At 68.4% G+C, this 14,968-nt stretch carries 12 protein-coding genes; 3 read left to right on the top strand and 9 right to left on the bottom strand.

The window, feature by feature from the left end:
* Positions 1 to 375: 375 nt before the first annotated feature.
* The gene (locus FA89_RS00855; RefSeq protein WP_036137232.1) at positions 376 to 2,046 is read right to left on the bottom strand and encodes an APC family permease; all 1,671 of its coding nucleotides are present in this window, start codon (positions 2,044 to 2,046) and stop codon (positions 376 to 378) included.
* Positions 2,047 to 2,204: 158 nt separating this feature from the next.
* Between FA89_RS00855 and FA89_RS00850 the strand changes: the two genes are divergently transcribed.
* On the top strand, positions 2,205 to 2,585 hold the full coding sequence (locus FA89_RS00850; protein WP_036137230.1) for a hypothetical protein: 381 nt from the start codon (positions 2,205 to 2,207) through the stop codon (positions 2,583 to 2,585).
* A gap of 120 nt (positions 2,586 to 2,705) precedes the next feature.
* On the opposite strand, the gene FA89_RS00845 is transcribed toward FA89_RS00850, so the two are convergent.
* The gene (locus FA89_RS00845; RefSeq protein ID WP_036137229.1) at positions 2,706 to 4,088 is read right to left on the bottom strand and encodes an L-serine ammonia-lyase; all 1,383 of its coding nucleotides are present in this window, start codon (positions 4,086 to 4,088) and stop codon (positions 2,706 to 2,708) included.
* Between the two features lie 72 nt (positions 4,089 to 4,160).
* Between FA89_RS00845 and FA89_RS00840 the strand changes: the two genes are divergently transcribed.
* On the top strand, positions 4,161 to 4,385 hold the full coding sequence (locus FA89_RS00840) for a glutaredoxin family protein (protein WP_036137227.1): 225 nt from the start codon (positions 4,161 to 4,163) through the stop codon (positions 4,383 to 4,385).
* A gap of 3 nt (positions 4,386 to 4,388) precedes the next feature.
* Here the strand turns inward: FA89_RS00840 and FA89_RS00835 are convergent, their stop codons facing one another.
* The 5 genes from FA89_RS00835 to FA89_RS00815 all read right to left on the bottom strand — a co-directional run bounded on the left by FA89_RS00835 (position 4,389) and on the right by FA89_RS00815 (position 9,043).
* Positions 4,389 to 5,732, bottom strand: coding sequence for a GTP-binding protein (locus FA89_RS00835; protein WP_036137225.1), 1,344 nt, complete (start codon positions 5,730 to 5,732; stop codon positions 4,389 to 4,391).
* A gap of 6 nt (positions 5,733 to 5,738) precedes the next feature.
* On the bottom strand, positions 5,739 to 6,299 hold the full coding sequence (locus FA89_RS00830) for a YceI family protein (protein WP_343123023.1): 561 nt from the start codon (positions 6,297 to 6,299) through the stop codon (positions 5,739 to 5,741).
* Positions 6,296 to 6,880: a cytochrome b gene (locus tag FA89_RS00825; RefSeq protein ID WP_036137218.1), complete on the bottom strand. Its 585-nt coding sequence runs from the start codon at positions 6,878 to 6,880 to the stop codon at positions 6,296 to 6,298. Before FA89_RS00825 ends, FA89_RS00830 begins: the two co-directional genes overlap by 4 nt.
* Positions 6,864 to 7,487: a YceI family protein gene (locus FA89_RS00820; RefSeq protein WP_036137217.1), complete on the bottom strand. Its 624-nt coding sequence runs from the start codon at positions 7,485 to 7,487 to the stop codon at positions 6,864 to 6,866. Before FA89_RS00820 ends, FA89_RS00825 begins: the two co-directional genes overlap by 17 nt.
* A gap of 98 nt (positions 7,488 to 7,585) precedes the next feature.
* A complete protein-coding gene (locus tag FA89_RS00815) occupies positions 7,586 to 9,043 on the bottom strand; it encodes a GTPase (RefSeq protein ID WP_036137216.1) in 1,458 nt (485 codons plus the stop codon).
* A gap of 115 nt (positions 9,044 to 9,158) precedes the next feature.
* Between FA89_RS00815 and FA89_RS00810 the strand changes: the two genes are divergently transcribed.
* Complete coding sequence (locus FA89_RS00810; RefSeq protein WP_051938436.1) at positions 9,159 to 12,671, top strand: hybrid sensor histidine kinase/response regulator; 3,513 nt, start codon at positions 9,159 to 9,161, stop codon at positions 12,669 to 12,671.
* An 11-nt stretch (positions 12,672 to 12,682) separates the two neighbouring features.
* On the opposite strand, the gene lptG is transcribed toward FA89_RS00810, so the two are convergent.
* Positions 12,683 to 13,780 carry an LPS export ABC transporter permease LptG gene (lptG, locus tag FA89_RS00805; protein ID WP_036137214.1) on the bottom strand — a complete coding sequence of 366 codons (1,098 nt, stop codon included), beginning with the start codon at positions 13,778 to 13,780 and terminating at the stop codon, positions 12,683 to 12,685.
* Entirely contained in the window at positions 13,780 to 14,883 is a 1,104-nt protein-coding gene (lptF, locus tag FA89_RS00800) for an LPS export ABC transporter permease LptF (protein WP_036137213.1), read from the bottom strand. The genes lptG and lptF overlap by 1 nt, the downstream gene beginning before the upstream one ends.
* Between the last annotated feature and the right edge of the window lie 85 nt (positions 14,884 to 14,968).

Raw genomic sequence — 14,968 nt, 5'->3', positions numbered from 1 at the left:
GGGCAGCGGCCGCAAGCGGCCGAACTCGCTCAGAGGATGACCCCCCGACACCTCCCCGACGACTGAGGTGCCGGGTAGGGAAAGCGACGCTCGCGGCATCGCCCGAAGCGGCATCTCCAGGGTGGCCCCGTCCGAGATCACCAGCGCTTTGCTTTTCCACTCCCGCTGCCTCTGTCGTCGCAGAGGTGCTGGGTGGTTACGCTCTGAGCGAGTTCGGCCGCTTGCGGCCGCTGCCCGAGCGCAGAGTGTGACCACCCAGCGCCTCCTCGCCGAGCCGTACGAGCGACGGCGGTTCTGGCTTCGGCTCCGGCTTAGCGACAGGCCCAGTCATGCGCGAAGAACCAAAAAAAACAGCCCCGAAGGGCGGTTTTTCGTTTACCGGCGGCCGGTGACTTGCCCGGCCTCGTCGGCGCTGGGCGGGAGCACGGGTTCGCCGCCGCTATCTTCGTCATGGTGGAAGCGCGCGGCTTCGACCATCGGCGTACGCCAGCCGGACGCGACGCCCCAGAAGTAGAAGATCACGCCGATGACCGCGACCACGGCCAGGTCATAGCCGTAGGGGAGGTAGTCGTGTCCGCCGAACGTCTTGCTGCCAGCCCAGGAGACAAGGGCGAGCACCGGCAGGTAGACGATCAGCCACCAGGCGCCCTTGAGGTGGCGGTGGAAGTCTTCCCAGCCCGACTTGGCGGTGTAGTAGAAATAGATCGGCAGCGCGACGACCATCAGCAGGATGATCTCGCCGGTGAGCGGCCACTTCGCCCAGTACAGCAGTTCGGTGGCGAAGATGAAGGCCAGCGCGGCCAGGGTGGGCAGGCCGGCGATGCGCAGGGGGCGCTTCAGTTCCGGCGCGGTGCGGCGCAGGGTCATGACGCTGACCGGGCCGGTCAGGTAGGAGATGATCGTGGACACCGAGATCACCGCCGCCAGCGTGCCCCAGCCGCGGAAGAAGAACAGGAAGATGAAGCTCACCACCAGGTTCAGCCACATCGCCGGGCGGGGAATGCCGAAGCGCGGGTTGATGTGGCCGAATATCTTCGGCAACTGGCCGTTGCGCTCCATGGCGTAGATCATGCGCGCCGTGGTGGCGGTGTAGGTGGCGCCGGTGCCGCTGGGGCTGACGAAGGCGTCCGCGTACAGCAGGATCGCCATCCAGTTGATCATCAGCGCAGTGGCGAGCTGCGCAAACGGCGAGGCGTACTCGAGGCCGGCCCAGCCGTTACCCAGCTGCTCGGGCGGCACGGCACCGATGAAGGCGATCTGCAGCAGCACGTAGACCACGGTAGCCAGCAGGATCGAGCCGATGACGGCGAAGGGCACGCTGCGGCCGGGGTTGCGGGCTTCGCCGGCGAGGTTCACCGGGCTCTGGAAGCCGTTGAAGCTGAAGACGATACCCGAGATGGCCACGGCGGTGAGGATCGACGAGATGTCGATCGCGTGGTTGCCGCCGTGGGCGCCGATGTGGAAGTTGCCCGGGTTGTAGCTGGTGTAGATCAGCGCGATGCCGGTGGCGGCAGGCACGACCAGCTTGAAGACCGTGATCGCCGTGTTGCTCTTGGCGAACAGCTTCACGCTCCAGAAGTTCAGCAGGAAATACACCACGACCAGCACGGCGGCGATGGCCAGGCCAGGCGGGGTGAGTTCGCCATGGCCGGCGGTGACCACGTACAGGCCCTTGGTCCACTGCGCCCATTCCCACGGCCAAGAGGCCATGTACTGGACGGAGGCCTCGGCCTCCACGGGGATCACCGAGACGATGGCGATCCAGTTGGCCCAGCCGGCGATGAAGCCGACCAGTGAGCCGTGGGAGTAATGGCCGTAGCGCACCATGCCACCGGATTCGGGGAACATCGCACCCAGTTCCGCGTAGGTCAGCGCGATGAACAGGATGATGACGGCGCCGATGATCCAGGCGTAGACGGCACCCGGGCCGGCCAGTTGGGCAGCGTGCCAGGCGCCGAACAGCCAGCCCGAGCCGATGATCGAGCCCAGGCCGGTCAGCATGAGGGCGAAGGCGCCGACGTCGCGGCGGATATGGTGGTTGGACATACAGACTCCGGTCGGACGGGGTGGACAAACCACCCCAGGGCGGCACAAGGGCCGGATCATGACAGCCTGCGCCGCCCCTGTCAGCCATCGTTCATCCCGGTACACAAGGCGTCGCGTCGATATACACTCGCCGACGCGGTAGGGCTAAAGGGGTTCGGATGCGTTCGATGGTGGTCGCCAGCGGCATGTTGTTGCTTGCCTTCACGGCATGCGGCATTGCCGCAGCCGATGAGGTCTGGAGCGACAAGGGCCGGCTGATCGATTCGGAGTCCTACGACCGTACCGCCAAGGGTTTCTACTTCACGCTATACCCTGGCGAAGACCCGGTGGCATCCGTGCGGCGCTGCGCCATGACGATGCGCGAGCTCGGCCACCTGGCCTCGGTGTCGTGCTTCGCGTACACCAGCAAGCAGCGTTTCGACACCCGCCGCGGCAAGCTGAGGATCTGCTACACCGCCGTGGCCAACTGGTGGGGCGAGGACGAGCCCGTGCGCGTCGAGACCGTCGAACGGCTGCCGAGGGTGTGCCCCACACGCTGATGCGGTCACCTGCGGCACCGCACATAGGGCCTATCCCAACCCGACATATCGCGATCACGCACATCGGAATCGCGCACATCGTGCGCTCCTACGGTGGTGTTGCGTGCCCCAGGTGGGGCGTCAGCATTCGATGACGTTGACTGCCAGGCCGCCGCGGGAGGTTTCCTTGTACTTGTCCTTCATGTCGCGCCCCGTGTCGCGCATGGTGGCGATGACTTTGTCGAGCGAAACGTGGTGCTTGCCGTCGCTTTTCAGGGCCATGCGGCTGGCGTTGATCGCCTTGACCGCGCCCATGGCGTTGCGTTCGATGCAGGGAATCTGGACCAGGCCGCCGATGGGGTCGCAGGTGAGGCCCAGATTGTGTTCCATGCCGATTTCGGCCGCGTTCTCCACCTGGGTGACGCTGCCACCCAGGGCCGCGGTCAGGCCGCCGGCCGCCATGGAGCACGCCACGCCCACCTCGCCCTGGCAACCCACCTCGGCGCCGGAGATCGAGGCGTTTTCCTTGTAGAGGATGCCGATGGCCCCGGCGGTGAGCAGGAACTCGACGATGCCGTCTTCCGAGGCGCTGGGGCAGAAGTGGCGGTAGTAGTGCAGCACGGCCGGGACGATGCCGGCGGCACCGTTGGTCGGCGCGGTAACCACGCTGCCGCCGGCGGCGTTCTCTTCGTTCACGGCCAGCGCGTAGAGGTTGACCCAGTCCAGGATGGTGAGCGGGTCGCGCAGCGCGGCTTCGGGTTGGGCCCGCAGCTCGGCGGCCATGGCCGGGGCGCGGCGGTTCACCTTCAGGCCGCCCGGCAGCACGCCGGGGGAGCGCAGGCCGCGCGCCACGCAATCCTGCATGGCCTTCCAGATGCGCAGCAGGCCAGCGCGGGTCTCCGCCTCGGGGCGCCAGATTCCCTCGTTGCGGACGACCAGCTGGGCGATGGTGAGGTTGTGTTCCTTGCACAGCGACAGCAGCTGGTCGCCCGTGGAATAGGCATAGGGCTGCTCGCTGGTGTCGGCCACGATGCGGTCTTCGGCTGCTTCATCGGGATTGACCACGAAACCGCCGCCGACCGAGTAGTAATCGCGCGTGGCCAGCTCGTTGCCCTCGGCGTCGTAGGCCGAGAAACGCATGCCGTTGGTATGGAACGGGAGCTTCTGTCGCTTGTTGAAGACCAGGTCGACCTTCTCGTCGAAGGCGATCTCGTGGCGGCCGAGCAGGCGGATGCGCCGCGACGAGCGGATACGCTCCAGCGTGGCCGGAATGGTGTCCGGATCGACGCGATCGGGCCATTCGCCCTCGAAACCCAGCAACACGGCCTTGTCCGTACCGTGGCCGCGACCGGTCATCGCCAGCGAGCCGAACAGCTCGCAGCGCACGCGCACGACGCGATCGAGCACGCCCTTCTCGTCCAGCCAGTGTTCGGCGAAGCGCGCACCCGCGCGCATGGGGCCCACCGTGTGCGAGGACGAGGGGCCGATGCCGATCTTGAAGAGGTCGAAAACGCTGACTGCCATGGCTGGATAGGTTGGCTATGGGGGTAGCCGGCTATTCTACGCCCCGACGCCACTGGCCCCATACACCTGCGCATGTCCCTCTTCACACTATTCCAGCGCGACGATTGCCACCTGTGCGACCAGGCCCTCGAGGTGCTGGCGCAGGCCCGGTTCCCGGACTTCGCTTCCGTGTGGATCGACGACGATGCGACGCTGGAAGCGCGCTACGGGGCGCGCGTGCCGGTGCTGCGGCGAGACGATGGGGCCGAGCTGGGCTGGCCGTTCGATGTGGCGGCGGTGAAGGCTTTCGCGGGCTGACGACTACCCGCGAAGCCGCTTCATGATCTCCTCGCGGGCCTCGCGCAGGATGGAATCGCGATCCAGCCCCGCGACGATATCGGCAACGGCGCGCTTGGCACCGTGCTCGCCCCAGGACTTGCCGGCCACCAGGTAGTGCTCGGCGGCCCGGCCGATCAGCACGGTGGCGTACCAGCCCAGCGCGCCCTGCGCGGCGGCGGTGACGACGACCGACATGCCGCCGCTGACGCCCTTCAACGCGGAGGCTGCCAGCTGCATGCCCCAGACCGCGCTCATCAGTGCTGCCAGTTGCAGCGAGATGGTCGCCACCAGTCGGCCGGACTCGCTGCGGGTGAGCGGCAGGCCGTAGACGCGACCCAGTTGCACCACCATCGCCGCGTCCAGGCCGCCGGCCAGCAGCAGGTCGGCGACGGGTACGGGGTTGAGTGCCACGGCCACGGCCTTGGCGATGCAGTACTGGCGAATGACGCCGGAGGCGACGTCGCGACGCGTGACGGCGATGCGCTCGCTGATCTGGTCGGTCAGCCGCCCGGCGAACAGGCCCGCGTTGATCGCTGACAGGGTCTTGCCTTCGCGTTCAGCGATGGCCAGCAGGCGCGTCTTCAGGGCGGTGACGTCGGCCGGCACGGCCTCTTGGATGGTGTGCTCCCTGCCGGATGCATCCACCTCCACGATGCGGCGGGGGGCCGGGTGTGCGGCCACGCCGATCACGTCCTCGCGCCTGACCAGGCCGTCGGTATGCTCGCGCAGGCGTTGCAGCAAACCGTCGCGTTCGTCGTCGCTGTAGCGGTCGGTCTTGTTCAGGGCCAGGAGCAGTGGTCGGCGCGTAGCGGCAAGCGTCCGCAGCGCGTCGCGTTCCTCGCGGGTGAGGTCGCCGTCGGCCACGAAGACGATGAGGTCGCTGACCTCCGCCACTTCGTAGGCCAGCGTCTCCCGCGCTTCGCCGCCCAGTTCGTTGATGCCGGGCGTGTCGATCAGCACCAGGCCCGCGTTAGCGGCTTCGTCCAGGCGCGCGACGTCCGCCTCGGTGGTGGTGCCATGCAGGACGCCGACGGTGAACGCGTCGCGGCCCAGCAGCGCGTTGCCCAGCGCCGATTTGCCGGCCGACACGCGACCGAACACGGCCACGTGCAGTTCCTCGCGCTCCAGGCGATCGAGCATGGTTTCGACGCGGCGGAAATCCGCCGCCATGGTTTCGCGCACGGCGGGCGGAATGGTCGGGTCGTCCAGCAGGCCGCGCAGGCTGGATGCCACGCTGCCGCCGCGTTCGTCCGGCGCCGGCGCCGTGTCGGCACGCTGGCGAAAACGGCCGGCCAGGCCGCGGAGACGATCGCGCAGGCCTGTCACGCCGGCTTACTTCGGCTGCAGGTTCAGCGAGCCGTTGACCAGCACCTCGTCGGCGATCGTCGAGGTTTCCTTGTAGTCGCCGCTGCCCACGCCGAAGTCGAGGCGCTTGAGCGTACCGGTGACCGACAGGCGCGCACCGCCGGCGTTGGGCGAGAACGCGACCTTGAGGGCGAGCGGCCGGGTGACGCCGTGCAGGGTCAGGTTGCCGTTGGCGATGACATCGCCCTTGGCATCCTTGCTGAAGCCGGTGGTGACGTAGTGCGCCGTCGCGAACTTTTTCACGTCGAAGAAATCGGGGCCCGGCAGCGCGCCGTCGCGATCGCCGTCGCCGGTTTTCGCCGTGGCCATGTCCACCGTCACGTCGAACCGCGATGCGGCCAGGTTGGCGGCGTCGTAGCTGATCGCCGCGTCGAACTTGCCGAACGTGCCGTCGAACTGCTGGCCCTGGAACTTGCCGCTGAAGCCCAGCGTGCTGCCCGGGCCGACCTTGTAATCCGCGGCGGAGGCGGCGAACGGCAGTGCAAGCGCCAGGCTGAGGACGGCAAGGCGGCGGATCATCGGGGTCATGGCGTATCTCCGGGAGGGGTGGGGATGCCGCGCTTTGCGCGGCCGAAGGGCAACATGCGGCGGAGCGTATCGTCGCGGTCGAGGAGGTGGTGTTTCAATGCACCGCCGACATGGGCGACCAGCACGGCCAGCAGCAACCAGAACAGCCACACGTGCACGGTGCCCAGCGTGTCGGACAGGGCCGGGTTCTTCTCTACCAGCGCGGGCAGGTTGAACTGCTTGAAATACTGCAGCGGAAAACCGTGGGCGGAGTTGAACGCCCACCCGGTAAGCGGGATGGCGGCGATGAGCAGGTAAAGGACACCGTGCACCGCGTGCGCGGCCAACTGCTGCCAGCGCGGTGCCGGCATGTCGGGCGGACGGCGGTCGATCGCGCGCCAGAGCAGGCGCAGCAGGAACAACGCGAGCACCGTGAGGCCGATGGACTTGTGCAGCGCGAACATGTCGATCTTGCGCATCGACGGCTTCAGGCCGTCCATCCAGAACGCGAACGCGCCGTTGCCCAGGATCAGCAGCGCCGTGAGCCAGTGGAAGGTCTTGGCGAGGGTGCTCCAGCGGGTAGCGTCACTGCGCAGGGGCATGGGTGTTGTCCTTTTCGCTGGTAGCGGCCGCATCGCCACGGATGGCTTCGATTTCCAGCCACACGGTGACGTCGTTGCCGATCGAGTTCGCGTTGGAGGTCATGCCGTATCGCGTGCGGTCGAGGATCACCGACGACGAGAAGCCGGCCACCGTATGCATGCCGTAGATGGTGGTGCCGACCCGGTTGACGCGGAAGGGCAGGTCCAGCGGCAGCGTGACGCCGCGCAGGGTGAGCTTGCCGTGGACGACGCCTTCCGCGTCGTTCTTCTTCTCCACCGACTCGCTGACGTAGCGGGCGGTCTTCGCACGGTCGCTGTCGAGCAGCGCGCTGCCGCGTACGGCCTTGTCCCAGGCCGCATCGCCCATGTCCACCGAGGACAGGTCGATCGTCGCGTCCACGGACGACTTCGACCAGTCGTCCCGGTCGAAGCGGATCGTGCCGTCGGTGACCCTCAGGCGGCCGAACGAGCGTGAGAAACCGTTGTGCTCGACATTGAAGACCACCTGGCTGTGCACCGGATCGATGCGGTAGGCGGTGGCTTCGGCATGGGCGGCCAGCGGGCCGAGACCGAGAAGCAGCAAGGGAAGGGCACGAATAGGGCGCATGAGTGAGCCGGGAGCGGGTCGGGACCGCGTGGCGGCCGAGGGGGGCAGTGTGGCCGAGCGCGGGCCGGTTGTCAGTACGGCTGCCGGGAACAGATCGTTCACTCGATGCCTCGCAAGGCCTCGCCGGTTAGCTCTGCCAGCCGGCGCAGCCGGGATCCGCTGGCGTCGCCGAGCAGCTCGCGCATGCGCTCGCCGGCGTCGGCCTGGTCGAGCGCCTGACGCTCGGCCAGTGTCGCCGCCAGCGCCCGGCCCAGGCTGTCGAAGATCAACGCGTAGGCGAACGCATGCAGCACGCCTCCGCCCAGCGTACCCAGGCCCGGGAACGCCTTCAGCGCATTGCCGGCCACGGCCAGCACCACCGAGGTACCCGTGCGCAGGGTGAGCCGGGCCTGCTTCAGCAGGTTCTCAATGTCGACATCGGTCACGCGGACGCCGTGCAGGTCGGCCAGCGCGCGCACCATGCCGGCGGCCAGCGCACCCTGGATCACCAGGTCGGTGCCCGGGGCGACGGCTGCCATGGCGCCGACGATCGCGCGCCGGGCGTAGCGGGTGACGATGCGTTCCGCCTCCGCGGCACGATGAAGGGCCTCGTGCTCGCCCGTGAGCTCGTGGATGCGCGCCAGCACGGCGTTTTCCCGCAGCGGCTCCAGCCCGTGCGCGCCCGGGGCGACCAGCCGCGCGATGGCGTCCCGCAATGCCGCGACGTCCGGGACGCGCTGGCGCGTCACCGCTTCGCTGCGGCCGTCGGCCAGCCGACGGGTGAAACGTTCCTCACCGCCCGCGCTGATCGCGACCACCGCATCGGGCACGCCGCCGGCCTGGTCGCGCACGTGCCGAAGCACGCGTTCGCGATCGACGCCCGACCACTGGTCGGCCTTGTTCACCGCCAGCACCAGCGGCTTGCCGAAGTCGCCCAGCCAGCGCAGTTCGTCGCCCTGTGTGCGGGTGAGGTCGCCGGCGCAGACATAGACCACGGCGTGGGCGCGGAGCGCCTCGTCGCGTGCCATGCGCTCGCGCGCGTCGCCTCCCGCTTCCGCGGAACCGGGCACGTCGGCCAGCAGCCAGGTGTCGCCACGCGGTGCCGTGCCTTCGTAATGGGCGACCTCATGTGTGGTGCCGCCGCGCGCGTCGCGCCGGGGCTGCGCGCCGGGCACCAGTGCCGCGATCAGCGAGGACTTGCCGGTGGAGATTTCGCCGAAAACGGCGATGTAGAGCTGCTCGCTGGCGCGACGACGGTCCAGCTCGCCGAGTTCGTTGCGTATTTCCTCAACCTCGGAGCCGGCGTCGCGCAGGGCGGCCAGGCGCATTTCGAGGGACGCGCGATCCGGTGCGGCGACCGGCCCACGTGGCTTGCGTGGTCGCAGCCACCAGATGCCTGCTGCGATGCCGGCCAGCACCAGGGCGATCATGCCCATGCCGACCAGCCAGCGCATGCCCGCGGGCAAGCCCATGAAACGTTGGGCCAGCGCGAGCGCGCGGTCGAAGGCGGCCAGCAGCAGCCAGGCGAGTGCGACGATCCCGACAGCCGCGATGAGTAGACGCAATCGGCGTGACATGCGGCCATTCTAGAGGCAAGCGCCCACGCGAATGCCTACATCGCCGTGCGGCGTCAAGCCATACAGCTTTCCGCAGGTGCATGGCATGATCGGGATCGCACCAGGAACCCGGCGTATGCACCGCACGCTTTTCACGAGATGGATTCTCGTCGCCTTCATCGTCATCGGTGGGGCCACCCCCCTTGCGGCAGCCACCACGATGGCGCCGATCCCCACGCCCCAATTCCGCAGCTACGGCCTGCATGAAGGCCTGCCCAGCAGCAAGGTGCAGGCGGTGGTGCAGGACGCCCGCGGCTTCATCTGGGTGGCCACGGCCGCCGGGCTGTCGCGTTTCGACGGCGTAGCATTCACCATCCCGCGTATCGACGCGGGACAGGGCGAGCCGTTGACCACCGGCGGCCTGTCCTCCCTGTTCGTCGATCGCGACGACCGGCTCTGGATGGGGGGCCCGGAACTGGGCCTGGGCCGTTACGACCCGGCCACCGGCCATTTCGTGCACTGGCGCGAAGGGCTGGCCGGCGAAGAGGTGCATGTCATCACGCAGACACCGGACGGCTTGGTCTGGATCGGATCCTCCCGCGGTCTGGATCGCATGCGCGCGGACGGCGGCGGGCTGCAGCGGGTGGCGGTCGCGTCGTCAGGGGCAGGGATAGCGGTGCATGCGCTCCATGTGTCGACCGATGAGCGCCTCTGGGTGGGCGGCGACAGGGGACTTTTCGTGCGCGAGGCGAACGGCACGTTCAATGCGGTGTCGTTTGCCGAGGGTGCCGCGCCCACGGTGCTGGGCATCCACGGCAGCGGCGCGCAGATGCGTGTAGCTACCGATCGCGGGCTGTTTCTTCCCGGCGCCGATGGACGTCTGTATCGCGATCGCCGCGTGCCCGGCTCGGCTGTTCATACGACGCTGGCCGACAGCCACGGCATCCTCTGGATCGCGGCGGCGCAGGGCCTGTCGATGCTCGACCGCTTCGATCGCCTGCACGAGGTGGCCGGCGCATGGACGGCCCTGGGCGGCCTGCCGGGACGTACGGTGCGCGGCATGCTGGAAGATCGCGAGCACGGCCTGTGGTTTGCCCTGAGCGATGGTGGCCTGGCCTACCTCGGTCCGTCGTGGGACGACTTCACCCGTTTCACCCACGTCGCCACCGATGCGCACACCTTTCCCGGCCGCACGGTCACCGCCGTGGCGGCCCGCGAGGGCGGTGGGCTATGGGTCGGCGGCTTGCGCGGCTGGATCCGTGGCTTCGACCCCGCCACCGGACACACCGGCGAGGGCTTCGAACTGGGCGCACCGCGCATCCAGTCGTTGTGGGCGCTGCCGGGAGGACGCCTGCTCGTCGGTACGGTCGACGGTTTGTCCGTGGCGACTCACGGAAAAGTCAGGCCGGTGCTGCGGTCGGTCGTCCATCGCCCCGTGACGTCGATCGTCGCGGCGCCCGGCGGCGGCGTCATCGTCGCGGCGCTGGGACAGGGCCTGTTCGAGGTGGACGCCGATCTGCGCCGCGCGGTGCCGCTGGTCTTCGTGAGCTCGCCGCGTGGCTGGCTGGATACGCGGCAGATCGACATCGTCGATGGCGTGCTCTGGCAGGCAAGCGTGGCGGGGCTTGCCCGACGTGACCGCGCCAGCGGACGGATGCAGTTCATCGACGGGGTGCCGATGGGCCGGATCAGCGCCTTCGAGCCCGACGAAGACGGATTCTGGATCGTGCGCCCCGATGCGCTGGAGCACTACCGCTGGCAGGGCGCGCGGGCCGAACGTGATCGCCTCATCGGGGGCGCGGACGGGTTTCCCTCGGCCGACATCCTCAACCTGCGCCGTGATCGCGCCGGGCGGCTGTGGCTGTATGGCCAGACCGGGGTCTGGCGGTTCGACCCCGGTCATGGCCGGTTCCGGTCGTTCGGTCTGGCCGACGGGCTGGCCAGCGGCGAGTTCACCCATGCCATCACCGTGCAGCTCGACGACGGCAGCATGTATGGCGCCACGCTGGGTGGCCTGGTGGGCTTTCGTCCTGACGGGCAGCGCGACCACATCCGGCGGCCGCCCATCGCGGTGCTCGGTGCCACGGCGTCGAGAGGGGGTGTTCGCGAAACCTTGCCCCTGGACAACGGCGAGTTGCGGCTGCGCTGGAACGACCGCGACGCACGCGTCGTCGCGCGGGTGCTGTCGTTCGTCGAACCCGATCGCAATCACCTGCGTTTCGAATGGCGCCACGGTGCGACATCCACAGTCATGCACGTCGGCAAGGAGGGCGAGCACGCGCTGGATGGTTTGTCCCCGGGCCGTTACACGGTGGCTATCACGGGCGCCGGGCGTGACGAACTCAGCCCGGCACTGCCTGCCTCGGTGGTCGTTTTCGTGGAGGCGCCGCCCTGGCTGCGCTGGTGGGCGTGGACAGCCTACGTATCGCTCGCCGTCGTGATGGCGCTGGTGCTCGTCCGCGGCACACGAAAGCGTCTGCGCCAGGGCATGCGCATGCGGCTCGCCGAACACCAGCGGCGCATGGCCGAGGAAGCGAACGCGGCCAAGACCGATTTCATGGCCACCCTGGGCCACGAGATCCGTACGCCGATGACGGGCGTGCTGGGCATGGCTGAACTGTTGTCGCGCACCCCACTCGACGAGGCGCAGCGCAGTTACGTCGATGCGGTGCGCCGCTCAGGCGACACCCTGCTGCGGCTGGTCAACGATGCGCTGGACATCACGCGGATCGAGGCGCGGCGCCTGGTACTCGAATCCGAGTGCGTGTCGCTGCGCGCGGTGGCGGACGAAGTGGTGGCCCTTGCCGCCGCCGCGGCGCACGAGAAAGGCCTGGCGTTGTCGGCCAGCGTGGAGGCATCGGTGCCGCCCGCCGTGCGCGGCGACACCATTCGTCTCCGCCAGATCCTGCAGAACCTGGTGAACAACGCGGTGAAGTTCACTACGGAAGGCGGCGTGTCGTTGCAGGTGGCAGTGGATCGGGACGGCTTGTGCCTGAGCGTCGCCGACACCGGGCCAGGCATGTCAGCCGAATTGCGCGCGCGCCTGTTCTCGCGCTTCGAGCAGGGCGACACGCCCCGGCGTGCCGACGGGTCCGGCCTGGGCCTGGCGATCTGCCACGAACTGACCACGCTGATGGGAGGCACCATCGACGTTGTCAGCGAGCCCGGCCGCGGCAGCCGGTTCACGGTACGCCTGCCGCTGGTGGCCTGTGCCTGCGCGGGCCGTGCGTGTGCGCCGGCATCGCCCGCGCGCAACGACACCACCGGCTGGCGTGTGCTTCTGGTGGAGGACGATGCCGTGGTCTGCGAGGTCATCGCCAATCTGCTGCGTGCCCGCGGTCACGTCGTGACGGCGGTGGGCGACGGGTTGGCCGCCATGAGCGAAGTCTCGGCCGGTCGCTACGATGTGCTGCTGCTGGACCTGGACCTGCCTCTCGTCGACGGCTTTCAGGTGGCGCGGATGATCCGCCGCATCGACGCGCTGGCCACGTTGCCGATTGTCGCCGTGACGGCACGCTCCGCCGGCGATGAAGCCGCCGCGGTGCGTGCGGCCGGCATGGACGCCCTGTTGCGCAAGCCCATGAGCGGCGACGACCTGTCCGCGATGCTGGAGCGTGTATGCAGGGCACCGCTGGTCGCGGCGTCCTGATCAGTCAGGCGCTAACCGAAGCGCCTGAAATAGGCGAGGGCACCGACCACCAGCAAGGTGGTGGGCAGCAGGTTGGCCAGCAGTGGCGGCATGCCGTACACCGTGCCGAAGTTCACCATCGCGCCCTGCAGGAAATACCAGCCGATGGCCAGGATGATGCCAATAAACAGTCGTTTGCCCAGGCCGCCGGAGCGCAGCGAGCCGAACGCGAAGGGCATGGCGCAAAGCACCAGCACCAGCGTGTTGAGCGCGAACAGCGCGCGGCCCCAGAACGCCACGGCGTACACGCCGGAGTTCTGCCCGTTGTTGTCCAGGTAGCGGATGTTGCGCCGCAGGTCGGCCATGGACAGGTATTCGGGATGGATCACCGACTGCTCCAGCACGTGCGGATTCAGACGCGAGGCCCAGGTCTGCGTGTCCACATGCGATGAGTGGGTGCCCTGGTCGTCCAGCGTGGTGGTGCGGACGTTGCTCATGATCCACTTGTTGCCGTCGTGGGTGGCGCTGTCGCCGTGCGAGAAGATCGACAGTTGGCCGTCCGGCGTGAAGCTGTAGACGCGCACGTCCACCAGTTTCACCGTGGTGCGGTCGCCATCCTGCACGGCGATGGCCGACTTCGCATTGATGATCTTGCCGGCGTCGCGGGCCCACAGGCCGCTGCTGGTGGAGCCGAGGTTGCTCGAGCGCATGCGTACCTGGATGGCCTGCGCATGCTGGTCGCCGTAGGGCGCGGCAGTCTCGCCCATCACCACCACGGCCAGGGTCAGCACGGCGATGACGCCCGCGGCGGAGACGGCGATACGCAGCTTGGACATGCCGGCGGCGCGCAGGGCGGTGAGCTCGCCCGTGGCGGCCAGGCCACCCAGCCCGAGCAGGCCTCCGATGAGGGCGGCGTTGCTGAACATCTGGTAGAGACGACGCGGCAGCGTCAGCATGATGTAGGCGATGGCGTCGTACAGCGAAAAGCCGTTCTTGCCGATGTTGCCGAGCTGGCGGACGAACTGCAGCAGGGAATCGAAGCCGGCCAGCACCAGCCATACCAGCAGCAGGGTGCCCAGCACGCTCATGGCGATGAGGCGGTCGGCGCGCTTGACGGTCAGGGTGGTCATCAGGCGGCTCCCTTGATGCGGCGCGGCGAGTTCTGCTTCCAGAAATACCAGGCGGCCACGCCGAACACGACGATGTGCAGTATCCACACCGGCACCGAGGTATGCAGGTGGCCCTTGATGATCTGCGCGCGGGCGATCAGCTGCCAGATGACGTAGAGGAAGTAGGTCAGCACCGCGATCAGCAGGCGCCCGTAGCGGGCATCGCGCGGGGCCTGCTTGGACATCGGCAGCACCATCATCATCAGCACCAGCGTGCTGACGGGAGCGGCGAAGCGCGAAACCAGCTCGCCCAGGGCCTCCGGGGTGCCGGCCTTGAACAGCTGGGCCATGGTGGACTCGTGGGCCGGGTCCGTATCCTCGTCGTCGTCCACGATAGACGACAGCGAGGCGTCGTTGCGCTCGTATTTCATCCGCCGCCAGTTGTCGGCCGCCAGCGGCACCTCGAACTGCCAGCCGTCGTAGAGGGCGAGGAAGCGGTTCTGGCCGTCGCTTTCCTGGTACATGCGGCCGCTCTTGGCGCTGACCACGCGTACCTGCGGGTTGCCGTTGCCGTCGGTACGGTCGGTAGCCAGGAAGGTCTTGCCCAGTACCGTGCCGTCGCGGCTGAGCGTGTCGACGAAGATGATGCCGCCCTTGCCCGGCAACTCGGTGAAGCGGCCGGCATCCAGGCCCGCGGCGATCACGGACTTGTTGGCCGCGGCGATCACCTGGTCGGCCGTGCGCGCGGAAAGGGGACCGAGCCACAGCGACACCGTGCCCACCACCAGCGTGGCCATCACCGCCAGCAGGGTGGCCGGGCGCAGCATGCCGCGGGGGCCCATGCCGGACGAGGCCAGCACGTGCATCTCGCTTTCGCGGTACATGCGGCCCAGGGCGATCAGGGTGCCCAGGAAGGCGGACATCGGCAGCAGGGTCGAGAGCAGGTCGACCATCTGCAGGCCCAGCACCTCGAACATCACGCTGGGCTGGATACTGCCGTTGGCGACCTTCTGCAGGACGTTGGCAAAGGCGCCACCGGAGAAGATGACGAGCAGGACCACGGCCGTCGCTATGACACCGTAGGCAAGTTCACGCAGGAAATAGCGGTCGAGGATGCTGAGCATTTGGTAGAATTGGCGGTTCGTGCCGCGTCAGTCCTGGCCGGCAAACCTCAAGTCTAGCCTGTCCGGGCCCCGGCGGGCTTTTACA

It is taken from the genome of Luteibacter sp. 9135 (assembly GCF_000745005.1).
In the GTDB taxonomy this organism is placed as follows: domain Bacteria; phylum Pseudomonadota; class Gammaproteobacteria; order Xanthomonadales; family Rhodanobacteraceae; genus Luteibacter.
Note: the sequence above shows the minus strand (reverse complement) of the source record. Positions and strands in the feature narration are given on the sequence as shown.

Coding starts and splice junctions, on each gene's coding strand:
- FA89_RS00830 (WP_343123023.1), bottom strand. CDS start 6,299: ATGACCCCGATGATCCGCCGCCTTGCCGTCCTCAGCCTGGCGCTTGCA.
- FA89_RS00855 (WP_036137232.1), bottom strand. CDS start 2,046: ATGTCCAACCACCATATCCGCCGCGACGTCGGCGCCTTCGCCCTCATG.
- FA89_RS00810 (WP_051938436.1), top strand. CDS start 9,159: ATGCACCGCACGCTTTTCACGAGATGGATTCTCGTCGCCTTCATCGTC.
- FA89_RS00845 (WP_036137229.1), bottom strand. CDS start 4,088: ATGGCAGTCAGCGTTTTCGACCTCTTCAAGATCGGCATCGGCCCCTCG.
- FA89_RS00815 (WP_036137216.1), bottom strand. CDS start 9,043: ATGTCACGCCGATTGCGTCTACTCATCGCGGCTGTCGGGATCGTCGCA.
- FA89_RS00825 (WP_036137218.1), bottom strand. CDS start 6,880: ATGCCCCTGCGCAGTGACGCTACCCGCTGGAGCACCCTCGCCAAGACC.
- lptG (WP_036137214.1), bottom strand. CDS start 13,780: ATGACCACCCTGACCGTCAAGCGCGCCGACCGCCTCATCGCCATGAGC.
- FA89_RS00820 (WP_036137217.1), bottom strand. CDS start 7,487: ATGCGCCCTATTCGTGCCCTTCCCTTGCTGCTTCTCGGTCTCGGCCCG.
- FA89_RS00840 (WP_036137227.1), top strand. CDS start 4,161: ATGTCCCTCTTCACACTATTCCAGCGCGACGATTGCCACCTGTGCGAC.
- FA89_RS00850 (WP_036137230.1), top strand. CDS start 2,205: ATGCGTTCGATGGTGGTCGCCAGCGGCATGTTGTTGCTTGCCTTCACG.
- lptF (WP_036137213.1), bottom strand. CDS start 14,883: ATGCTCAGCATCCTCGACCGCTATTTCCTGCGTGAACTTGCCTACGGT.